This window comes from Micromonospora sp. NPDC005254 (genome assembly GCF_042872525.1).
Taxonomy (GTDB): domain Bacteria; phylum Actinomycetota; class Actinomycetes; order Mycobacteriales; family Micromonosporaceae; genus Micromonospora.
Genome location: NZ_JBIAKM010000006.1, coordinates 252,510 through 274,359, shown reverse-complemented (window position 1 = coordinate 274,359; position 21,850 = coordinate 252,510). Strand labels below are relative to the sequence as shown.

Genomic DNA, 21,850 nt, shown 5'->3' with positions numbered 1-21,850 from the left:
ACTAGTCGCTGAGCGGAAGGGTCACGACTACGAGGTCGCCACGCACTGTCCCACGGTGCGACTGATCGCAGGTGATCGTCGGTGGCAGAGCTGGGACGTCGCTGCCGTCACTGCGGTCACGGGCCACGGCGAGGTGCACGTCGGCACCGTAGGCGTCGAGCTGGCCGCCGAAAATGTCGATCACCGCGCTGGCGAGCACGGTGGGATTGTTCGGCGGCTGCCAGGCGTCTCGGAGCGCGGTGGACGTGGGCGCCACAGTGGCGAGCGTTTCCTGCGCCTCCTCGAACACCAGGTCAAGCAGATCGGCCGTTGCCACCTGGGTCGATCGATCGTCGGCACCGTCCCACCAGAAGGCGATCTGCAGGTGGGCGCGACCGGAACGTCGCATCCCGTAGTGCGCGGCGACAACCGCGGTCCGCTTCTCGTGGCCGATCGACGCGCGGATCAGGGTCTCCAGGATGACCCGGCGGGCCACCTGCGCGCCATGGCCGTCCAGATCCCGATCGAGCGCCGCGACCACATGCTTCGACAGCCAGTCCGCCGCGTACCGCACTGCCGGTGCGTGCCGAGTGCTCGACCCGAGTGGCAGGACCTTGAAGGGAAAGATGTTGAAGGGCAGGGTCGGGCGTCTGGCCGCCGTCCGGCGGTGAGGATAGGAGTCGACCCGGGTCAATCGGTACACGCTCTGCGTGGTCAGCAATTGAGGCAGCGGAGTCTCGGTGGCGACGGTCATCGCCTCCAGGAAGTTGATTTCCCGGAGGAAATTGATCATCTCTGGCTGCTCGGGAAGTCGGACTCTGGTAACCAGCCCGAGGCGGTGCCGCTCGACCATTTTCGAGATGAGAAAGGCAGGACCTGCCACATCGGAGAATGCGCAGTTGGTGAGGTCGAGGCAGGCTCTCTGCTCACTCGGCCAGCCGGTGGCGACCTCGCCCCACCGGTGCCACAGGCGGTCGATCGTGGCGTCACCCGGGACGGAGACCCGGTAGCCGTCTTCGGCGGCCGACCTCTTCGCCGCCAACCAGCGATCAAGTCCATCCTGGACAGTGCGGCTCAGCGGGTTGGTCGCCAAACCCACGACCAGCTTGGACACGTGCAACGCCAGGTGCTCGTTCCACGTCGGCTGGTACACCGTCGCCGATATCGACGCCTGTCGACCAGTCATCGATGCCCCGAGTCATGTTGCGGACGGTGTGAGGCACAGCCGCCCTTGTCCGATTGGGTGTAACCCCCGGCTCCCCCACACGCGCCGGGGGCGGATCCTGGGCAAACCTAGCAGCGCCAACACGGCCTGTGAAGATGCGAAAGTGCCGTCCATCGGTGTCGAAACCCGACAATGGACAGACGACTGACGGGAAGACCTACGCTCGGCCAAGGAGCACGACCGACAGGGCGACAACAATGCCGGGTAATCGCTGGATACCTGCTCGTCTGCGCCGCCCGACGGGCCAAGGTTGTCGACTTATTCACCGATCGCCCGTCCTTGGTGGCCTCGGGCATCATGGGGCGCATCACCTGTCGATCCGGGAGGACGTGCATGGTCGGCGAGATCACTACCGGCGGTTTGCTGCTCACCGAGTATGAGCAGCTGAAACAGGAGCAGCGCACCCGGATCGGGTTCCGCGACAATCTGATCTATGCCACCCTCGGCTCGATGGCGGCGGTTGTCGCGGCCGCTCTCTCCGTGAAGGGCCACGCCAACCTGTTGCTCCTGCTGCCCGTGGCAAGCGTCGTTCTCGGATGGACTTATTTGATCAACGACGAAAAGATTTCCGCGATCGGTCGCTACGTCCGCACCGACCTTGGCCCCCGCCTGGTCGCGCTGACCGCTGGAGGTGAGGCCGCCTTCGGCTGGGAGACGGCTCACCGCTCGGACGCCCGCCGCGTCTCCAGGAAGTATCTGCAACTCGCCGTCGACCTTGGCACCTTCGTCGTCCCGCCGCTCGCCGCTCTGATCGTCTTCTGGGCGAACGGGCCCCTGAGCGTCGCCTTCGTCGCCGTATCTCTCATTGAGGTCGCCGCCACGGCCGTGCTCGCCTGGCAGATCGCGGTCTATGCCGACCTGACCCGCTGATGGCCGACGTCGACGGAGGGCAGGACGATGCCGACGAGCAGCACGGCGACGCTCCACCACGGCAGCCGCCGGGGGTGCGGCCCCGGTTTCCCCTCAGGTCTTTTACCGAGCGACCCTGATTCCCGTCACGCGGGTGAGGGCAGATCATCGGCATCTTTCAGGTGGCTGACCAGCGTGTCGGCCCCGCCGACGAGGACGAGCACCACGGCGGCCATGACCAGGACCGCCAGGCCCGGCAGCAGGGCGCCGACCGGGACTGCCGCGGCCAGCACCAACGCCCCGGCCAGCCGGTGGACGGGGCGCCGCCTGAAGACCTCGTACTCCGCCCAGGCCTGCGCGAGGAGGAACAGCGCCGGACCACCGAGCATGATGACCGCCGGCGGCAACGCGCCCTCGTCGGCGGGGTGGGCGATGACCAGCTCGAATCCGACTGCGGTGATCAGCACGCTGGCCACCGTCACCAGGTGGATGTAGGTCGCCCTCTCACCGAGTCGCGCCGGGGACCGGGAGTCGCGGATCGCCGGGGGGAGCAGGTGTCCGGCACGGTGGAAGTAGATCCGCCAGAACAGCACGGTGACGGCGAACGCGATGACGAAGGCGGCGACCGCCGCGGGGGTCAACGGGTCCGCGCTGGAGGCCAGGCCGATCACCAGGATCGCCTCGCCGAGTGCGATCAGGAACACCTGCTGGTAGCGCTCCACCAGGTGGACCCCGTTGATCACCCACTGGTTCACCCGGGAGGCGCCGAGCCGGGGTATCGGCCAGCCGGTGGCGAACCCCACGTACTCGATGGCCAGGGCGCCGGCCCAGACCGCGGGCCGGGCGTGCTCGCTCACGGCGGCGCCGACGAGCCAGGGCACTGCGACGACGGCCGTCCAGATCGTGATGCGGGTGGTCACCAACCGTCGTGGTTGGCGGCGCAACGCCAGGGTGAGCGCGAGCGGCCGGCCGAGCTGGATGGTGACGTAGGTGCCCGCGAACACCACGGCTCGGCCGCCGAACACGTGGGGCATCCCGATGGCCAGCACCAGCGCGCCGAACATGACCACGATGACCAGCGCCTGGACGAACGGCAGCGCCGGATCGTAGAGGCTGGTGACCCAGGCCGCCAACATCCAGATCAACCAGAGCAGCAGGAAGAAGAACAGCGCCTCGGCGGCGCCCGCCACCGGATCCCGCAGCAGCCGTCCCGTCCACGCGTGCGACATCCCGGACACACCCCCGGGCATTAACGATCTTTTGGACGGGGGGTTGCGTGCGGTGGGCCGACCCGGTCCGGCGCTCCTATAGTCGGGCGGTGGGCACGGAACAGGTACGGCAGGCGTACGCCGCGGTCGCGGATCTCTACATCGAACTGTTCGGCACGCGTGAGCGGGTGGACCCCGACGACCTCGCCCTCATCGGCCGGCACCTGGGGGGCCGACCCGGTCCGGTGCTCGACCTGGGCTGCGGCCCGGGTCACCTCACCGACCACCTTCGTTCGCTGGGCGTCGACGCCACGGGCGTGGACGTGGTGCCCGAGTTCATCGCCCACGCGCGGGCGACCCACCCCGGCGGCAGCTACCGCCTCGGGTCGCTGGACGACCTCGACGTCGCCGACCACTCGGTCGCCGGCATCCTGGCCTGGTACTCGCTGATCCACCTGCCGCCGCAGCGCCTCGACGGCGTGCTCACCACGTTCCGGCGTGCCCTGGCCCCGTCCGGGAGGTTGGTGCTGGGCCTCTTCGCCGGCGACGAGATCGACGCCTTCGACCACAAGGTCATGACCGCCTACCGGTGGCCCGTCGACGAGATCTCCGAGCGGCTGGCGCGCGCCGGCTTCACCGAGGTCGAGCGCCTGGAGCGGCCCGACAGTGGCGTCCATCGGCCGCACTACGCCATCGCGGCGGTCGCCACCGAGCAGTAGGGCGACGAGCCACCGCGACAGCCACTGCCGGGCGGCTTCATCGTCCGACCGGCCGCTCGGCGCAGGGGGTGAAGCGGCTCGACCATCCCTCGTCCGGCATCCCATCGAGGGCCAACAGCTCGAACCCCTTGCCGTCATGGCTGACCAGCAGCCCGTCGCCGAATGTGTAGCGCTCCGGGGATTGCTGGTCACGCGTGGGCGCGGCCTTGCGTTCCCCGAGGTCAAGTCGCACCCACTGGTCGCCGTCGTCGTGGTCCTCGTCGTATTCGTCCTCGTATTCGCTGAAGGTCCACGTGCCCTGAGCCGAAGCAGGCCGGCGGCCGTCGAAGTAGGTGCGCCAGATGTACTCGTCGCTCCACGTGACCCGGAGATCCCTGACGACGTGAAAGAGGTAGGCGTCCGAGATCGCGTCCAGCCGCGCCGACCCGTCCTCGCGCAGATCAATCCGGTCGCCCGAGGAGCCGCACCACATTCCCGTCAGATCAGCGCTCGTGGGCTGCGGCGAAGGGGCCGAGGGCGCACAGGCGACCGCAGCGACGAAGAGAAACGTCAGCGTCGTCGTCAGGGCAGCGGTTTTCATCGGCACGCCGGCCACTCTAGGATCCCCACCGCTCGTCGCCTCGGCGGGCTCGAGCTGGATGAGGCCGTCCTCGCCGAGAGCGCGGACCGCTCGCTCGGGCCGCGCGCAGCGGACACCGCGACGAACCCTCAGCCGACGCTAAGACCGCTGTCACGGCCCGTTCCTAGCGTGTGCGGGCATGGCGACACCACCCGTATCCATGCCGACGACCGCCACCCGAGCGGCCGGCGCCGCAGCCTGGTTGAGCTGCGTCGCGCCGCGCCCGGCCGCCCGGCTGCGGCTGGTGTGCCTGCCGTACGCCGGTGCCGGAGCTGCCGCGTACCGGCCATGGACCACCCTGCTCGGCGACGACGTGGAGGTGTGGACCGCGCAGCTGCCCGGCCGTGAGCGCCGGCTGGCCGACCCGCCACTGAGCACGATGGACGAACTGGTGCCCCCGCTGGTCGAGGCGATCGTCGAGCGGGTGCCGGCGCCGTTCGCGATCTTCGGCCACAGCATGGGCGGCCTGATCGGGTACGAGGTGGCCGCCCGCCTGGTCGCGCGAGACCACGTACCGCAGCGTCTGGTGGTCTCGGCGGCCCGTCCGCCGCGCAACGCGGCACCGCTGGGCGCGGCGCACCGCCTCGACGACGCGGCGCTGACCCGGTGGCTGCACGACCTGGGCGGGATCCCGGACGAGGTGCTCGACGACCCCGGCCTGCTGGAGCTGATCCTGCCCACCGTGCGGGCCGACCTGACAGTCGTCGCGTCGTACCGGCCGGCGACCGTGCCGCCGCTGCCGCTGCCCGTGGACGCGGTGGCGGCGGCCGACGACCCCCTGGTCAGCCCGGACGAGGTGGCCGGCTGGGCGGCCTGCACCGACTCCGGTTTCTCGCTGACCGTCGTGCCCGGGGGTCACCTCTACCTGCACGACTCCCCTCCCCCGCTGTCCCGCCTGCTCGGCGGCGGGCCGGCCGCCGACCGCGCGTACGTCGAAGGGGCCACCCGATGACCCAGGACCTGCACCCGGACCTCGCCGACCTCACCCCCGAGCAGCGGGAGCTGCTGGCCCTGCGGCTGCGCCAGGGCCGTGCCAGCCAGGCCCGCGCCAGCGAGGCCCGCGCCAGCCGACCCGACACCGCCGTGCCGACGCCCCGATCGGGCGGCGTACCGGCCAGCTATCCGCTCTCCTTCACCCAGGAGCAGCTCTGGTTCCTGGACCGGCTGGAGCCCGGCACGCCGGTCTACAACGTGCCCTTCGCCGAGCGGATCACCGGCCCTCTCGACGTCACGGCGGTGCACCGGGCGGTCGACGCGGTGGTGGCCCGGCACGACGCGCTGCGGATCGTGTTCGCGAGCGTCGACGGCGTCGTCACCCAGCGGGTGTCGGAGGCCCTGGAGGTGCCGCTTCCGGTCCTCGACCTGACGGCGCTGCCGGAGTCGGAGCGGCAGGCGGCGGTCGACCGGGAGGTGGCCGCGCACGCGGCCGTCACCTTCGACCTCACCAGCGGGCCGCTGCTCGCGGTACGGCTGCTCGCCCTCGCCGCCGACGAGCACCTGCTGCTGGTGACCGCGCACCACATCGTCTTCGACGCCTGGTCGGCCGGCGTGTTCGTCGAGGAGTTGGTGAGCTGGTACGGCGAGTTCGCCGCCGGCGTACCGGCCGGGCTGCCCGCGCTGCCCACCCGGTTCGTCGCGCACGTCGCCGCCCGCCGCCGGCCGGAGGCGGAGCGGGAGCTGGCCGGTCACCTGGCGCACTGGCGGGAGCGGCTCGCCTCGGCGCCGGCCCGCTCGACGCTGCCACCGGACCGCCCCCGGCCGCCGGTGCAGACCCACCGGGGCCGGAGCCTGCCGTTCACCGTCGACGCCGAGGTGGCCGCCGCCCTCGCCGGACTGGCCCGCAGCGCGGGCGCCACCGTCAACGCCGTGGTCCTCGCCGGGCTGACCGCCCTGCTGCGACAGGCCACCGGCCAGGACGACCTGCTGCTCGGCATGCCCACCGCCGGCCGGGCGAGCACCGACCTGGAACCGCTGATCGGCTGCTTCGCCACCATGCTGGTGCTGCGGGTGGACACCGGCGGCGACCCGAGCGTGCGCGACCTCGTCCGCCGGGTGCACCGCACGGTCAGCGAGGCGTACGCCCATCAGGAGGCCCCGTACGCACGGGTGGTGGAGGAGGTCCGCCCGGTCCGCGATCCCAGCGTGAACCCGCTGTTCCAGGTGCTGGCCACCATGACCGACGGCGGCGTGGAGCAGCGGCAGGCCGCCGGAGTCACCTTCCGGCCGGTGCCCGCCGAGAGTGGCCTCACCGACTTCGACCTGTTCGTCAGCCTGACCGCGCACGGTGACCGGATCGACGGCGCGGTCGACTTCAACGCCGACCTGTACCTCGACGAGACGATCGCCGCGACTGTGGGTCGGCTGCCGGAGCTGCTGCGCGTCATGGCGGACGCGCCGGGCCGGCCGCTGTCGGAGGTGACCGGGCTGCGCCGCCACCGCATCGCCCTGGCGGCCACCTTCACCGTGGACCCGCTGCGCGATCCGGTGGAGTTCTGGCTGCGCTTTTTGCGCGTACCCGCGTCGGTGGAGCTGGCCGGGTACGGCCAACTGGTGGCCCACCTGCTGGCCGGGCCGGCGGCCGACGCCACGGTCTGCCTGCTGCGGTGGGAGGACTGGTTGCGCCGGCAGGACGACACCGGCGCGGAGGCGGCCCTCGACGCGGCGTTGGACGACCTCGACGCGGCGGTGGCCGCGTACCGACGGCGGACCGACGCCCCGCTGCTGCTGGTGGTGTGCCCCGCGTCGCCGCGCGTCGCCGACCGGCTCGGCGAGCGGTCCGGCCGCCTCGACGACCGGCTGGCCGCGTTGGCCGCCCGTACGCCGGGGGTGCACGCGGTCTGGGCAGCCGACCACGCCGGCGCGTACCCGGTGAGCGAGGTGAGCGACGAGCGCGCGGACGAGTTGGGCCACGTGCCGTACACGGGCGAGTACTTCGCGGCGCTGGGCACGATCGTGCTGCGGGAGCTGCGGCGGCTCGTCGGCCAGCCGCGCCGGCTGGTGCTCGTCGACGCCGAACGGCTGCCGGTCGACCGGCTCGTCGGCGCGCTGCCCGGTCACGAGGTACGGGCGTACACGGCCGCCGCGCTCGCCGACGCCGACCCGGCGACCACTGTGGTGCTCGACACCGACCCGCAGGCCGTCGCGGCGCTGCGCGAGGCGCACCCGGGCGTGCTGGCGCTGGCCGTGCCCGCCGGGTGGGACGAGCTGCGCCGGCTGCTCGCCCACGTCTGGCCGCTGGACCCGCCCGCGCCGGTGCCGGCCACCGGGGCGAGTGGGCTGCGCACGGCGATCGGGTCGGAGCGGGCCGCGTACGTCGTCGAGGAGTTGAGTACGGCCGCGGCGGTCGCCGACCGGAGCCGCCCGGCCCCGGCGGTTGTCGCGGCGGCCGACGGCGAGATCGTCGCGCCGCGCACCCCGACCGAGGAGCGGCTCGCCGGCCTGTGGGCCGCCGCGCTCGGTGTCGAGCAGGTCGGTGTGACAAGCGACTTCTTCCACCTCGGTGGGCACTCGCTGCTCGCCACCGGTCTGCTGTCGCAGGTGCAGGCCGAGTTCGGTCGCGAGGTGTCGCTCTACACCCTGTTCACCAACCCGACCGTGGCCGGGCTCGCCGCCGTGCTGGACGCCGACCCGGACGCCACCGCGCTCGCCCCGCTCACCCCCGCCCCGCCGGGTACGCCCGCGGTGGCCTCCTCGGCGCAGGTACGGCTGTGGGCCCTCGACCAGCTCGGCGACGACGTCGTCCGGCACAACACCACCGCCGCCGTCGAGCTGCGCGGCGACCTCGACAAGACGTCGCTGCGCCGGGCGTTCGACGACGTGCTGGCCCGGCACGAGGTGCTGCGGACGACCTTCTCCGACCGGGGCGGCGAACCGGAACCCGTGGTACGCCCGCACGTCGACCCGTGGCTGGAGACGCTGGACCTGACCGGGCTGCCGGCGGCGAAGCAGGCCCGGGCGCTGCGCCGGGCGGCCGCCGAGCTGGCCGCGCACCGGTACGACCTGGCCGCCGGCCCGCTGGTGCGGGCCCGCCTGCTGCGGCTGCCCGAGCAGCGCTGGCACCTGCTGCTCGGCATGCACCACATCGTCTGCGACAACACCTCGTGGAGCATCCTGCTCGACGACCTCGCCGCCCGGTACGCCCACCACGCCACCGGCGTCGACCGGCCGCTTCCCCCGCTGCCGGTGCAGTTCGCCGACTACGCCCGACACCAACGCGACTGGTTGGCGTCCACCGCCGTCGAGCCGCACCTGGCGTACTGGCGGGAGCGGCTGGCCGACGCGCCGCCGCTGCTGGACCTGCCCACCGACCACCCCCGCCCCGCGGAGCGCTCGGACGTCGCCGGCTATCAGGCACAGCGGTTGGGCACCGGGCTCGGTGCGGCGGTGCGGGAGCTGGCCCGGGCGGAGGGGGTCACCCCGTTCGCTGTGCTGCTGGCCGGCTTCGCCGCCCTCCTGCACACCGAGAGCGGGCAACCGGACCTGGTGTTCGGCGTACCCACCGCCGGCCGGGAACGCGCCGAACTCGCCCCGCTGATCGGCTGCTTCGCCGACCTGCTGCCGCTGCGCGTGGACGTGGGCGGCCGGCCCACCTTCCGGCAGCTCGTGACCCGGGCGTACCGGACGGCACGGGAGGCGTACCGGCACCAGGGGCTGCCGTTCGCGACCATCGTGGAGGCGCTGCGGCTGCCCCGGCAGGCCGCGTACCACCCGCTGTTCCAGTGCGTGCTCAACGTCCTCGACGGCGCCGACGAGCTGCCGGAGTTCGCCGGGCTGGCCGCCACGCCGGTCGAGGTGCCGAGCGTCGGTGTCGACTTCGACCTCTTCCTCAGCGTCACCTGGCAGGGCGACGACCTGCACGCCGACCTGGCGTACCGGGCCGACCTGTTCGGGCCGGAGCGGATGGTCCGGCTGCTGACCGGGCTCGCGAAGGTGCTCGACGAGGGGGTTCGTCGGCCGGACGCCCCGCTCGGCGGGGGACGGCGCGTGTCGGCGCCCCGCCGCCTCGCGCCGCCGGCGCCCCGGCTGGTCGTCGGCGGCACCGTCGAGGTGCCGGGGCTGGCGGCGACCGTCCGCTTCTGGACGGGGCTGCTCGGCCTGCCGCACGCCCTCGAACACCTGCCGTCCGGCGCGCTGCTGCGGCTGCTGCGCGATCCGGCCGCCGGCCTGGCGACCGGGCAACGGGACCACAACGTGCTGGTGCTGCGCTGGGAGGACCGGCGGACACCCGGTCCGCTGGGGGCGGGCATCGTCGGGCTGCGCGACTTCCACACCGAGCTGCTGGCGGCACTGGACGTCCACCGGGGGCACAGCGCGGCGGCGCTGACGCTCGTGGTGTGCCCGCCGTCGCCGCCGTACCGGACGTCGCCGTGGAGCGCGGTCTTCGCGGAGCTGACCGCGCGGCTGGCCGAGGCCCGGCCCGACGTCGACGTCGTCGCGGTCGAGGCGTGGGCGCGACGCTACCGGGTGCCGGAGCTGTTCGCCGGCGACGCCTGGTCGCCGGAGCTGGCGGCGGTCGCCGCGACCCTGGTGGTGCGGCGGGCGGTCCGGCACCCGGCCCTGAGCCGGCTGGTCGTACCGGCCGGGCCGGCGCACCGGCAGGCGGAGCTGGCCCGGCTGCTCGCGGCCCAGGCCCGGTCCGGGCGCGAGGTGCTGCTCACCACCACGCCGCAGGGCGCGGAGCTGTCCGCGCTGGTCACCGCCGGGATCATCGGGTACGCCCCGACCCCGCCCACCGACGCGGCCACGCTGGTCCTGCACCCGGCCACCGAACCCGCGCCGCCGGACGCCCCGGCGCTGCCCTTCGACCCGGCGAACGGGCCGGTGGACGTGCTGCGTGGCCTCTGGTCGCTCGACGCGGACGTCTCCCGGGCCGCCGACGCGCCGGTCGACCGGATTCCCGCCGGCCTGCTCGCCGAGGTGGCCACCGAGCTGAGCGACGCGGCGGCGCTGCGCGGCGCGGTCACCGACGGGTACCGGCGCTCGGCCGACCGGGCCGCCGCCGCGCCGCGCACCGACCGGGAACGTCAGCTCGTGGCGATCTGGTCGGAGCTGCTGCGCACCAACCAGCTCGGCATCAACGACGACTTCTTCGCCGTCGGCGGTGACTCGCTGCTCGCGATGCAGCTCGTCGCCCGCTGCGCGGCGGCCGGCATCCACATCACCCCGCGACAGCTCGTCCGCCACCCCACCGTCGCCGAGCTGGCCGCCAGCCTCGGGGAGACGACTGTGGCGCTGGACGCCGAACAGGGCGCGGTGCACGGCGACGCCCCGCTGACCGGCGCGCAGCGCTGGTTCACCGACCTGGTCGCCCCCACCATGGGCCGGCCCGCCCTGTTCAACCACCCCTACTACCTCCAGCTGGCCCGCCCGCTCCCGGCCGACCTGCTCCGCGAGGCGGTCCGCCGGCTGGTGGCCCAGCACGACGCCCTGCGGCTTCGCCTGACCCGCCAGCCGGACGGGAGCTGGCGTCAGCACCACGCCGACCCCGCCGACGCGGTCCCGTTCGTCAGCCACGACCTGACCGGGCTCGGCGTCGACGAGCGGGAGGCGGCCGTCGAGGCCCGCTGCGCCGAGGCGCAGACCGGTCTGGACCTCACGGCCGGCCCGCTGGCCCGGGTGGCGCATTTCCGGCTCGGCCCGGAGCTGCCCGATCGGCTGCTGCTCGTCAACCACCACCTCGTCGTCGACGCGGTCTCCCGGGGCGTGCTCCTGGCCGACCTGGAGACGCTCTGCGACCAGCTCGAACGCGGGGTCGAGCCGGCGTTGCCCGCGAAGACCACGTCGTACCGGGCCTGGGCGCGGCGGCTGGCCGAGTACGCGGGCTCGCCGCAGCTGCGCGAGCAGTTGCCGTTCTGGCTGGCGCAGGCCGACGAGGGTGTGCTGGCCCAGCTGGCCGACGAGCCGAGGGCCGCGCCGTTCCGCCTCGGTGACCTGGGCCTGGCCACCGTGACGCTGGACGAGGCGGCGACCCGGGGACTGCACGCCGCCGCCCGCCGGCTGCGCGCCAGCGTGCGGGACCTGCTCGTGTGGGCCGTGGTGGCCACCGTCGCGGGGCGTACCGGGGGCGCGGTCACCGTCGCCACGACCGGCCACGGCCGGGAACCGCTCTTCGACGACGTCGACGTCAGTCGCACCACGGGATGGTTCCAGGTGCTCTATCCCCTACGGCTGGAACTGCCCGCCACCACCGACGCGGCGCGCTCGGTCCGCTCCGTGATCCGCCAGCTCGGCCGGGTCCCGGACAACGGCATCGGGTACTCGCTGCTGCGCCACCTCTGCCCCGACGACGACGTACGGGACCGGTTGGCCGCGACGCCACCGCCGCCGGTCGCGGTCAACTACATGGGCGGCTTCGGCTTCGACGACGTCGCCCCGGCCAACCAGCTCCTCGATGTCTGCACGGCGCCGTTCGGGCCGACCGAGGACCCCGACGGGCACTGGCCCTTCCCCTTCGACGTGACGGGGTCGCTCACCGGCCCCGCACTGCGCGTCGATCTGAGCTACGCCACTCCGGCCTTCCGGCCGGAGACCGCTGAGAACCTGCTCGACGGCATCCGGACCAGCCTCCTGCGCCTGGTCGGGAACCACGGGCAACCGCCACGGCAGTAGGAGGAGACCCCATGGCGTTCCGACGCCCGTCCCGGTTCGCCGGGTTCACCACGATCTGGTTCGGCCAGCTGCTGTCGGCGCTCGGCACCCGGATGACGAACTTCGCCCTGAGCATCTGGGTGTGGGACGCCACCGGCCGGGCCTTCGACCTGACCATGCTGATGGCGTTCGCGTTCGGCGCGACAGTGATCTTCAGCCCGATCGCCGGCGCGCTGGTCGACCGGTGGGGACGACGACTGACCATCGTGCTCAGTGACGTCGGCTCGGCGATCACCACCGCCGTCGTGCTGCTGCTGTTCCTCAGCGGCTCGGTCGAGGTGTGGCACCTGTACCTGGTCAACCTGGTCACCGGCGCGTTCCTCGCGTTCCAGCTGCCGGCGTACCAGGCGACCATCACCGTGATGATGGAGAAGGGCCAGTACCCGAGGGCCAACGCGATGATGTTCGCGGTCCGGACCATCCCGGTGATCTTCGCCCCCGGCTTCGCCGCCGCGCTGCTCGGCCTGATGGACATCAAGGTCATCCTGCTCATCGACGCGCTGTCCTACCTGGTGGCGATCGGCGCGGTGCTGCTGGTGCAGCTCCCACCCAGGCCCCGCTCGACGCAGCAGAACGAGGGCGGCTTCTGGTACGACACGATCTACGGCTTCCGCTACATCCTGGCCAGTCGGGCGTTCACCGGGCTGGAAGCGATCATGTTCGCCATCAACGTGCTCGCCGCGGTCGGCTTCGCCCTGCTGGTGCCGCAGATCCTGGCCCGCACCGACAGCAGCACCAACGCGGTCGGCCTGGTGCAGACCATCGGCGCGGTGGGCGGTGTGGCCGGCGCGCTCCTGCTCGGGCTGCTGCCCAACACCCGCCACAAGATCCGCCGGATGCTCATCGCCATCCTGGTCTTCAGCGTCCTCGGCCGGATCGTCTACGGCGTCGGGGACAGCATCATCGTCTGGTCGGTCGCCCTGCTCTTCCTGCACCTGTCCATCCCGTTCATCGACGGGTACGCCCAGTCGGTGTGGCAGGAGAAGGTCGAGCCGTCGCACCAGGGCCGCGTCTTCGCCGCCCGCCAGTTCATCGAGGACCTCGCGTACCCCGGCGGCACCGCCCTGGCCGGTATCGCCGCGGACCGCTGGTTCGAGCCGATGATGCGCGACGGCGGGCCCGGGGTCCCGTACTTCGGGTGGCTGGTCGGCAGCGGACCCGGCGCGGGGATGGGCCTGATCTTCGTGATCGTCGGCCTGTTCGGCATCGGCGTCGCGGCGGCCGGGTTCGCCTCGCCGAGCATCCGCCGGATGGAGGTCGACCTGCCCGACTACGACGAGCCGACCGACCCGCCGGCCCCGCTGCCATCGCCGAGCGGCACCGACGAGCTGACCGACGACCGCGCGGTGGTGGCGAAGTGACGCTGACCGAGGTGGTGGCCGGGGTCCTGGAGGTCGACCCGGCCGAGGTGACCGACGAGTCCGGGCCGCAGACCATCGGCACCTGGACCAGCCTGCGGCACCTGCAACTGGTGGTGACCCTGGAGGAGGTCTACGGGCTGTCCTTCGCCTTCGAGGAGATCCGCGACGTGCGCAGCGTCGGCGAGCTGCGCACCGTGCTGCGCGCCAAGGGCACGGAGACCCGATGAGCGCCGACCTGTTCTCCCGACGCACCCGCTGGCAGGCGCTCACCCGCCAGCGGCCGGCACCGGCGCTGCGCGTCGCGCTGCTGGCCAGCTACACGGTGGATCCGCTGGTGCCGTACCTGGGGCTGGCCCTGCACGACACCGGGCTGCCGGCCACGCTCGCCGTCGGCCCGTTCCAGCAGGTCGTGCAGCAGTGTCTCGCCACCGACGGCTTCCTCGCCGAGGCGCGACCCGACGTGCTGGTGGTGGCGCAGCGCCTGGAAGAGGCCGGCGACCCCGGTCCGAGCGGCGACGCGTGGGCGGCGGAGCTGCTGGCCGGGGCCGAGGCGGCAGTCACCGCCGCGCGCCGGCACCGGGCCCTGCTGGTGTACGTCCTGCCGGCCGTCCCCGCCTCCCGCCCGTACGGGCCGGCCGACGCGATGCACGCCGACGGGGTGACCGCCAGCGCCACCGCCGTCCGGCAACGGCTGCGCGACCGGCTGGCCGGCGACCCGTGGGTGCTGCTCGTCGACGCCGACGAGGCGGTCCGGGCCGTCGGTGACGAGCGGGCGTATCACCCGGCGCTGTTCCGCTTCGCGAAGGTGCCGTACACCGAGGAGGTCTTCGCGCGGCTCGGCGCCACCGCCGCCGCGCTGGTGGCCGCCGGGTTCGGCGCGGGCTGCCGAGCGCTGGTGCTCGACGGCGACGGGCTGACCGGGGCGGCGCACCTGCTGCCGGCGCTGCGCGAGCTGCGCGCCGCCGGCGTACGCGTGGCGCTGCGGGCCACCGGCGCCGACTGGTGGTCGAGCGCCGACGCGACGGACCTGTTGGCGGTGCTGGACGGCTGGGTCACCGACGAGCGGCCGCTGGCCGACCAGCTCGCCGAGATCGCCGACGAGCTGGACGTCGCGCTGGCCCAGCTCGTGCTGGCGGGTACCGGCCCGACGCAGGCGCCGCCGCGACACGTCCCGCTCGGGTCCGATCCCGCGCTCTGGTCGGACGAGCTGCGGGCGGCGGGACTGACCGACCGGCTCCCGGCCCGACGGTGGACCGGCGGCACGTCCCGGCCTGCCGTCGCGCCCACCGAGCTGTCCCTGGACGACTTCGTGGCCGGCCTGGACGTCCACGTCGACTACCGGCCGGTGGCCGCCGACAGCGTCGCCGAGGTCGCCGAGGTCGCCGCACGGGCGCACGACTTCGCCCTCGCCCCCGCCCCACCGGCCGCCGCGCTGGCCGAGCGGGCCGCCGACCTGCTGGCGATCCGGGTACGCGACCGGCTCGGCGACTACGGCACCTCGGGCCTCGTCGCGCTGGACCGGACCGTCGACCGCTGGACCGTCGACGTCTTCTCCCTCTCCTGCCCGGTGCTCGGTAAGGGCGTCGAGGCGGCCGTGCTGCGGGAGGTGACCCGGCGGGCGGGCGCGGCCGGCGCTGGCGAGGTGCTGGTCCGCTGGACCGACACGGGCCGCAACGGCACCGCTCGGCGCTTCCTGTCCGAGTTGGACGGTGTCGCGCCCGCCGACCCCCGGGTCCGGCTGCGCGCCGCCCACACGTCCGACGACAATTCGACGCCACCGTCGGCGACGGCATCGACACCGCCGACAGCGGCCGCATCGACACCGCCGACAGCCACGGCGGTACGGCGATGAGCGCGCCGCCGGTCGGCGTCGGGGTGGCCGCGCTGGCCCACGTCCTCGGCGAGCCGGTCGACGTGGCGGCTGCCGCGGCCGCGTACACCCAGGATCTGGACCGGTTGCGGTCCTGGGAGTACCGCGCGTTCCACCGGGCCGGCCCCGGCGTCGGGGTGACCGACCTGGCGGTCGTGGCCGGCGGCACGGCCCTGGACCGGGCCGGGCTGAGCGCCGCCGACGTGGACCTGGTGGTGCTGGCCATCCCCGACCTGGCCGAGTACCTCTACTGGGACCCGGCCGCGCACACCCAGGCCCGCCTCGGCGCGCACCGGGCCGAGGCGGTGCTGCTCAACCAGGCGTGCGGCGGTGGGGTGGCCGCGTTCGACACGGTGGCCGGGCGGTTCGCCACCCACCCCGAGTACCGGACGGCGCTGCTGATCGGCGCGAACCGGGTGTGCGAGCCGTACTGGAACCGGATGGAGGTGAACACAAGCGTCTTCTCCGACGGAGCGGCGGCGGCCGTGCTGGTGCGCGACCACGACCGGTGCCGCTGGCTGGCCACCGAGACCATCACCGACGGCCGGTACGCGGGCTTCATGCGCATGCCCGTCGGCGGCGCGGCGCAGCCGTTCACCCCGGACGGCGGCACCCCCCGCGTCGGTGACCCGGCCGACCGGCTCAACGAGTTCTTCGCCGGGGACGTACGCCGGATGTTCCGGTTCGTCGCGACGATCCGGGAGCGCAACCGGCAGGTGGTGGAGACGGCGTGCGCCCGGGCGGGCGTGACGCTGGCCGACGTCCACCGGTTCGTGCACTTCCACGACAACGCCCGGCAGTTCGCGGAGCTGGCCAAGGACCTCGGCGTCGAGCTGGAGCGGACCAACGTCGAGCTGGCCCTCGCCCACGGCCACATCGGCTGCGCCGACCAGCTCATCGGCCTGGAACGCCACCTCGACAGCGGCGAGCTGACCGACGGCGACCTGGTCGCGCTGACCAGCACCGGCAGCGGCATGCACTGGGTCTGCACCCTGCTGCGGGTCTGACCGGCCGCACCACACCGACGGGAAGGAACACCGAACATGAGAGTCGAGGAGGTCCTGCACCGGATCCGCCGGCTGCGCCGACCCAACGCGGCCGCCGACCCGGAGCTGGCGCCCGGCCTGGTCCACCTGGACGACGCGGCGGTCACCACCGTCGCGTCCGCCGGTCGGCTGCTCGCCGACGTGCCCGTCGAGAAGCTGGCCAGCGCCGACTTCCCGCTGCGCCCGCTGCGGGTCGCGGTCACCGGCACGTTCACGCCGGGCACGCTGGAACCGCTGCTGCGGGTGGCGCTGCTGCGGATCGGCATCGCCGCCGAGATCCACGTCTCCGGCTTCGACCAGCTCGTGCTCGACCTCAGCGACCCGCGCTCGGCGCTCGCCGAGTTCCGGCCGGACGTCACGCTCTGCCTGCTGCATGACGGCTGGTTCCTGCCCGCCGAGTGGGACCCCGGCGACCTGGCCGGCCTCGCCGACGTGCTGGGCGAACGGGCCGGCGTGCTCGCCGCCGCGCTGCGCGGGTACGCGGCGCGCAACGAGGGCGCGGTGCTGCTGCACACCGTGCCGCTGTCGCCGTTGGAGCACCGCGGCCTGGTCAGCTTCCGGGGCCGGGCCGAGCTGGGCCGGATCTGGCGGGAGCTGAACTCCCAGCTGTTGGAGCTGGGCGGGCGGGACACGACGTACACCCTGGATCTGGAGACGCTGCTGGTGGACCACGACGGCCCGGTGCGCGACGAGCGCCTGTACCGGTTCGCCAGCATGGCGTGGACGCCCACGGTGGAGCGCCGGTACGCGCACGAGGCCGCCACCTTCTGCCGCGCGGTCCTTGGCCGGACGGCGAAGGTGCTCGCGCTGGACCTGGACAACACCCTCTGGGCGGGCGTGCTCGGCGACGACGGGCTCACCGGCATCCGGCTGGGCACCGACTATCCGGGCAACTGCCACCGGGACGTGCAGCGCCGCGCGTTGGCGCTGCGCCGGCAGGGCGTGCTGCTCGCGGTGTGCAGCAAGAACGACCCCGAGCTGGTGGCGGAGGCGTTCACGCAGCATCCGGACCTGCTGCTGCGCTCCGACGACTTCGTCGCCCAGGCGGTGAACTGGGGACGCAAGGACGAGAACCTGCGCCAGCTCGCCACCACCCTCAACCTGGGCCTGGACGCCGTCGTGTTCGCCGACGACAGCCCGTTCGAGTGCGAGCTGGTACGCCGCGAACTGCCGACCGTACGGGTGGTGGAGTTGGCCGGCGACCCGGCGGGCTTCCCCACCCGGCTGCTCACCGAGGGGCACTTCACCGTGCTGGCCACCGGCGCCACCGACCGGGAACGCACCGAGCTGTACCGGGCCCGCGCCGGGCGGGAGCGCTTCGCCGCCACGTTCGACTCGGCGGCCGACTACCTGCACGAGCTGACGTTGCGCGTCACCGTCCGGGAGGTCGACGAGCACAGCCTGCCCCGGCTCGCGCAGCTCGGGCTGCGCACCAACCAGTTCACCATGACCGAGCGCGCGCACACCGAGGCGCAGACCCGGGCGCGCGCCGACTCCCCCGACCACCTGGTGCTCACCGTCGAGGTGACCGACCGGTTCGGCGCCGAGGGGCTGGTGGGCGGCCTGTGGCTGGACCGGAACGACCCGGACGCCTGGGTGATCGAGAACTTCGTGCTCAGCTGCCGGGTCTTCTCCCGGGGTGTCGAGCAGGCGGCGCTGCACCGGGTGGCGGAGCTGGCCCGAGCCGCCGGCGCGACCCGGCTGGAGGCCCTGTTCCGGCCCACCGCCCGCAACAAGCCCGGCGGCGCCGTCTGGCCCGCCGCGGGCTTCACCGTGGCATCCGTCGACGACGGCACCACCCGGCACGTGTTGCCGCTGCATCCCCCGCCCCGGCTGCTGCCGGCGTGGATCGCCCTGGAGGAGGGAGACATCCGTGCCTGACCTGTTCACCACCGTCGCGGACCTCATCGAGCAGGTCGCGGACGTACCGGCCGAGGAGATCTCGCCCGACGTCCGGTTCGCGTCGCTGGCCAACTGGACCAGCCTGGAGGCGCTGCGTCTGCTCTCCGCGCTGGAGGACGACCTCGGCGTACGCCTGGACCTGCGGGCGTACCTGGCGGTGACCGCGGTCGGCGAACTGGTCGACCTCGTCGCCGGCGAGCTGGACGGGGCATCCCGGTGACCGCCACCCGCACCGAGGCGCCGCCGATCGCGCCGACCCGGCTCGCCGACGCCGACCTGGACCTGTTGCTGCTGATCCGGCACTTCGAGCTGGCCCTGCTGGACATGTTCGGCCGGGGCGAGCTGCACGGCACCACCCACACCTGCCTGGGCCAGGAGTACGTGCCGGTGGCGCTGCGCCCGCTGCTCACCGACGGCGACTTCGTGTTCAGCAACCACCGGGGCCACGGGCACTACCTGGCCCGGTTCGCCGACCCGCACGGCCTGCTGGCCGAGGTGATGGGCCGCGAGGGCGCGGTGTGCCACGGCGTCGGCGGCAGCCAGCACATCCTGCGGGACCGCTACCTGTCGACCGGGGTGCAGGGCGAGAGCGTGCCGGTGGCCGCCGGAGTGGCGCTGCACCTCAAGCGCACCGAGCCGGGCCGACTGGCGCTTGTCTACCTGGGCGACGGCACCTGGGGCGAGGGTGCCGTCTACGAGGCGTTGAACATGGCCGCGCTGTGGGGGCTGCCGCTGCTGCTGGTGGTCGAGAACAACGGCATCGCCCAGTCCACGCCCACCGACGCGCAGCTCGCCGGCAGCATCGGCGGGCGGGCGCGGGCGTTCGGGGTGGACCACCTGCGGGTGACCTCCACCGACACCGAGGTGGTCCGGGCCGCGCTGACGCCGGTGCTGCGCCGGGTCCGCGAGCGGTCCACGCCGTACGTGGTGGAGCTGCTCACGCACCGGGTGGGACCGCACAGCAAGGGCGACGACAGCCGCCGCCCGGAGGAGATCGCGCACGCGCGGGCGCACGACTGGTACGCCCGCTACGCCCAGGCGTACCCGGAGCAGTTCGGCGCGCACGACGAGCGACAACGGGCGTACGTGGCGCAGGTGGTCGCCGACGTCGCCGGCCGACCGGCGAGCCGCTGGGCGGAGGCCGACCGTGGCTGAGCGGGTGGTGGAGAACCTCAACCAGGCGTTGCACGCGCTGCTGGCCGACGACCCCGCGCTGACCGTGCTCGGGGAGGACCTCGTCGACCCGTACGGCGGGGCGTTCAAGGTGACCCGAGGGCTGTCGGCGCGCTGGCCGGAGCGGGTGCTGTCCACCCCGTTGAGCGAGGGCGGCATCGTCGGCGTGGCCGGCGGTCTGGCCCTGGCCGGGCAGAGCGCGATCGTCGAGATCATGTTCAGTGACTTCGTGGCGCTGGCGTTCGACCAGATCCTCAACTTCGCCAGCAAGTCCACCGCCATGTACGGCAGGCGGGTGCCGATGCGGCTGGTGGTGCGCTGCCCCACCGGCGGCAACCGGGGGTACGGCCCGACGCACAGCCAGAGCCCGCTGAAGCACTTCATCGGCATCCCCGGCCTGAGCCTGCACGAGGTGTCGCCGTTCCACGACAACCGGGCGGTGCTCGCGGGCATGCTCGCCACCGGCCGGCCGGGTCTGCTCTTCGAGGACAAGGTCCTCTACACCACCCGCATGTACGCCGACGGCGTGGTGGACGAGCTGTTCCGCTACGACCTGATCGGCCCGGACGCCGACGTCGCCCGGGTCCGGGTGGACGAGGAGGAGCAGGTCGACTGCGTGCTGGTCGTACCCGGCGGGTTGGCCGCCCGGGCGGTGTCGGTGGCCCGGGAGCTGCTGCTGCGCGACGACATCGTCTGCCAGGTGCTGGTGCCGTCGCGGCTCTGGCCGCTGGACACCGACACCCTGCTGCCGCCGATCGCGCGGGCCGGCCGGGTGGTGGTGGCCGAGGAGAGCACCGCCGGCGGCACCTGGGGCGCCGAGCTGGCGCAGGCCGTGCACCGGCGGCTCTGGGGATCGCTGCGCGCGCCGGTACGCCTCGTGCACTCCGCCGACAGCGTCATCCCGACCGCCGCGCATCTCGAACGCACCGTGCTGGTGCAGGACACCGACATCCGCCAGGCCGTGAAGGAGGTCGTCAGTGGTGACTGACCTGGTCGTCCCCAAGCTCAACAACAACGACACGACGTACGTCCTGCTCGACTGGCTGGCCGAGAACGGCGAGCAGGTGCGCGCCGGCGAGCCGATCGCCGAGGTGGAGACCTCCAAGGCGGCCGAGGAGCTGCTCAGCGACGGCGACGGCGTCCTGCACCGGCTCGTCGAGGTGAACCGGGAGTGCGCCCCGGGCGACGTCATCGGTCACGTCTTCGACAGCGAAGAGGCCCGGCAACGCTTCCTCGCCGAGGCGGTCGCCCCGGCTGTCGTACCCCTGCCGGACGCCTCCCCCGGCGGGCCGGTGCTCACCGACTCGGCCCGGGAACTCGCGGCCGCGCACGGTCTCGGCGACGACGAGCTGCGCGGCCTCGGCAAGGCGGTCGTGCGGCGTACCGACGTGGAACGCCTGCTGGCCGACCGGTCGGCGGCGCCCGCGGCCGCGACCGAGCCGGTGGTGGTGGCCGCGGCCGCCGCGCTGGCGGCCGGCGACGGCCCGGAGCCGGACGATCCGCGCCCGGTGCACGCGCTCTCCCGCGCGCAGCGCGCCGTGGCCGCCGTGGTCACCGAGTCCCACCGCGAGGTGCCGGCGGCGCTCGCCGTCATCAAGGTCCGCGTCGACGCCGCCCTCGCGGTGGCCCGGCAGCTCACCCGCGCCACCCGCACCCTGGTCGGCCTGCCGGAGCTGCTGGTCAAGGCCATCGGTGGGTTGCGCGAGGACCACCCGTTGCTCTTCGCCGCACCCGGCGACGGCAGCAGCGTACGACTGGCCGAGGCGGCCCACGTCGGCGTCACCATCGACGTCGGCACGGGGCTGTTCATCCCGGTGGTCCGCGACGTGGAGGAGCTGACCTGCGTGGAGATCGCCGAGACGCTGATGGACTTCCGCTCCCGGGCCGGCGGTGAGGGTTTCCGGGCCGGCGAGCTGGCCGGCGGCACCATCGTCGTCTCCCTGCACACCGACCCCGACGTGGTGCTCGCCGGGCCGATCGTCTTTCCCGGTCAGACCTGCGTGGTGGCGATCGGCGGCACCCAGGACGAGTTGGCGCTGGACGCGGACGGCCAGGTCGTGACGCGCCGCTACGTCAACCTGAGCGCCGTCTACGACCACCGGGTGGTCAACGGCCGGGAGGCGGTCGCCTTCCTCCAGGCCGTGAAGGCCGCGCTGGAGTCCCCGGACCACCTCGCCGACCTCCTCGACCGGATCGCCGTCGACGGGTGAGTTCGTCAACCGCTCGTGATGTCTGGCTGTCGTGATCGTTGG

General features: G+C 73.5%; 16 protein-coding genes. 13 read left to right on the top strand and 3 right to left on the bottom strand.

The genetic code is table 11. The annotated features are described in order from the left end of the window. Position 1 precedes the first annotated feature (1 nt). Positions 2-1,093 (bottom strand): hypothetical protein, encoded by a 1,092-nt coding sequence (locus ACFYPR_RS20315; RefSeq protein WP_355066386.1) that lies wholly within the window; start codon positions 1,091-1,093, stop codon positions 2-4. 444 nt (positions 1,094-1,537) lie between these two features. On the opposite strand from ACFYPR_RS20315, the gene ACFYPR_RS20310 reads away from it, so the two are divergent. Beyond that, positions 1,538-2,074, top strand: a complete 537-nt coding sequence (locus ACFYPR_RS20310; RefSeq protein WP_355066388.1) for a hypothetical protein — start codon at positions 1,538-1,540, stop codon at positions 2,072-2,074. A 125-nt stretch (positions 2,075-2,199) separates the two neighbouring features. Here the strand turns inward: ACFYPR_RS20310 and ACFYPR_RS20305 are convergent, their stop codons facing one another. Continuing rightward, positions 2,200-3,282, bottom strand: coding sequence for a low temperature requirement protein A (locus ACFYPR_RS20305; RefSeq protein WP_355066389.1), 1,083 nt, complete (start codon positions 3,280-3,282; stop codon positions 2,200-2,202). 89 nt (positions 3,283-3,371) lie between these two features. Between ACFYPR_RS20305 and ACFYPR_RS20300 the strand changes: the two genes are divergently transcribed. Then, a complete protein-coding gene (locus tag ACFYPR_RS20300; RefSeq protein WP_355066391.1) occupies positions 3,372-3,980 on the top strand; it encodes a class I SAM-dependent methyltransferase in 609 nt (202 codons plus the stop codon). A gap of 37 nt (positions 3,981-4,017) precedes the next feature. On the opposite strand, the gene ACFYPR_RS20295 is transcribed toward ACFYPR_RS20300, so the two are convergent. Next, on the bottom strand, positions 4,018-4,566 hold the full coding sequence (locus ACFYPR_RS20295; protein WP_387261570.1) for a hypothetical protein: 549 nt from the start codon (positions 4,564-4,566) through the stop codon (positions 4,018-4,020). A 172-nt stretch (positions 4,567-4,738) separates the two neighbouring features. Between ACFYPR_RS20295 and ACFYPR_RS20290 the strand changes: the two genes are divergently transcribed. From ACFYPR_RS20290 to ACFYPR_RS20240, 11 genes are read left to right on the top strand one after another with little or no spacing between them, the layout of a single operon-like run. Further along, the gene (locus ACFYPR_RS20290) at positions 4,739-5,551 is read left to right on the top strand and encodes a thioesterase II family protein (RefSeq protein ID WP_387261568.1); all 813 of its coding nucleotides are present in this window, start codon (positions 4,739-4,741) and stop codon (positions 5,549-5,551) included. Then, positions 5,548-12,207, top strand: coding sequence for a condensation domain-containing protein (locus tag ACFYPR_RS20285; protein ID WP_387261565.1), 6,660 nt, complete (start codon positions 5,548-5,550; stop codon positions 12,205-12,207). Before ACFYPR_RS20290 ends, ACFYPR_RS20285 begins: the two co-directional genes overlap by 4 nt. 11 nt (positions 12,208-12,218) lie before the next feature. After that, positions 12,219-13,607, top strand: a complete 1,389-nt coding sequence (locus ACFYPR_RS20280; protein ID WP_355066399.1) for an MFS transporter — start codon at positions 12,219-12,221, stop codon at positions 13,605-13,607. Then, complete coding sequence (locus ACFYPR_RS20275; protein WP_234591281.1) at positions 13,604-13,834, top strand: acyl carrier protein; 231 nt, start codon at positions 13,604-13,606, stop codon at positions 13,832-13,834. The genes ACFYPR_RS20280 and ACFYPR_RS20275 overlap by 4 nt, the downstream gene beginning before the upstream one ends. Then, on the top strand, positions 13,831-15,459 hold the full coding sequence (locus ACFYPR_RS20270) for a hypothetical protein (protein WP_387261563.1): 1,629 nt from the start codon (positions 13,831-13,833) through the stop codon (positions 15,457-15,459). The genes ACFYPR_RS20275 and ACFYPR_RS20270 overlap by 4 nt, the downstream gene beginning before the upstream one ends. Next, the gene (locus tag ACFYPR_RS20265) at positions 15,456-16,484 is read left to right on the top strand and encodes a 3-oxoacyl-[acyl-carrier-protein] synthase III C-terminal domain-containing protein (RefSeq protein WP_355066401.1); all 1,029 of its coding nucleotides are present in this window, start codon (positions 15,456-15,458) and stop codon (positions 16,482-16,484) included. The genes ACFYPR_RS20270 and ACFYPR_RS20265 overlap by 4 nt, the downstream gene beginning before the upstream one ends. A 36-nt stretch (positions 16,485-16,520) precedes the next feature. After that, a complete protein-coding gene (locus tag ACFYPR_RS20260) occupies positions 16,521-18,404 on the top strand; it encodes an HAD-IIIC family phosphatase (RefSeq protein WP_387261560.1) in 1,884 nt (627 codons plus the stop codon). Then, positions 18,397-18,645, top strand: a complete 249-nt coding sequence (locus ACFYPR_RS20255) for an acyl carrier protein (protein WP_355066403.1) — start codon at positions 18,397-18,399, stop codon at positions 18,643-18,645. Before ACFYPR_RS20260 ends, ACFYPR_RS20255 begins: the two co-directional genes overlap by 8 nt. Then, entirely contained in the window at positions 18,642-19,580 is a 939-nt protein-coding gene (locus ACFYPR_RS20250; protein WP_387261557.1) for a thiamine pyrophosphate-dependent dehydrogenase E1 component subunit alpha, read from the top strand. The genes ACFYPR_RS20255 and ACFYPR_RS20250 overlap by 4 nt, the downstream gene beginning before the upstream one ends. Beyond that, entirely contained in the window at positions 19,573-20,586 is a 1,014-nt protein-coding gene (locus tag ACFYPR_RS20245) for an alpha-ketoacid dehydrogenase subunit beta (RefSeq protein ID WP_387261554.1), read from the top strand. The genes ACFYPR_RS20250 and ACFYPR_RS20245 overlap by 8 nt, the downstream gene beginning before the upstream one ends. Next, complete coding sequence (locus tag ACFYPR_RS20240) at positions 20,579-21,808, top strand: 2-oxo acid dehydrogenase subunit E2 (protein ID WP_387261551.1); 1,230 nt, start codon at positions 20,579-20,581, stop codon at positions 21,806-21,808. Before ACFYPR_RS20245 ends, ACFYPR_RS20240 begins: the two co-directional genes overlap by 8 nt. The last annotated feature ends 42 nt before the right edge of the window (positions 21,809-21,850 follow it).

Excerpts from the sequence above, each read along its gene's own strand:
- ACFYPR_RS20310 (WP_355066388.1), top strand. The coding sequence starts at position 1,538 with ATGGTCGGCGAGATCACTACCGGCGGTTTGCTGCTCACCGAGTATGAG.
- ACFYPR_RS20305 (WP_355066389.1), bottom strand. The coding sequence starts at position 3,282 with ATGTCGCACGCGTGGACGGGACGGCTGCTGCGGGATCCGGTGGCGGGC.
- ACFYPR_RS20290 (WP_387261568.1), top strand. The coding sequence starts at position 4,739 with ATGGCGACACCACCCGTATCCATGCCGACGACCGCCACCCGAGCGGCC.
- ACFYPR_RS20285 (WP_387261565.1), top strand. The coding sequence starts at position 5,548 with ATGACCCAGGACCTGCACCCGGACCTCGCCGACCTCACCCCCGAGCAG.
- ACFYPR_RS20280 (WP_355066399.1), top strand. The coding sequence starts at position 12,219 with ATGGCGTTCCGACGCCCGTCCCGGTTCGCCGGGTTCACCACGATCTGG.
- ACFYPR_RS20270 (WP_387261563.1), top strand. The coding sequence starts at position 13,831 with ATGAGCGCCGACCTGTTCTCCCGACGCACCCGCTGGCAGGCGCTCACC.
- ACFYPR_RS20265 (WP_355066401.1), top strand. The coding sequence starts at position 15,456 with ATGAGCGCGCCGCCGGTCGGCGTCGGGGTGGCCGCGCTGGCCCACGTC.
- ACFYPR_RS20260 (WP_387261560.1), top strand. The coding sequence starts at position 16,521 with ATGAGAGTCGAGGAGGTCCTGCACCGGATCCGCCGGCTGCGCCGACCC.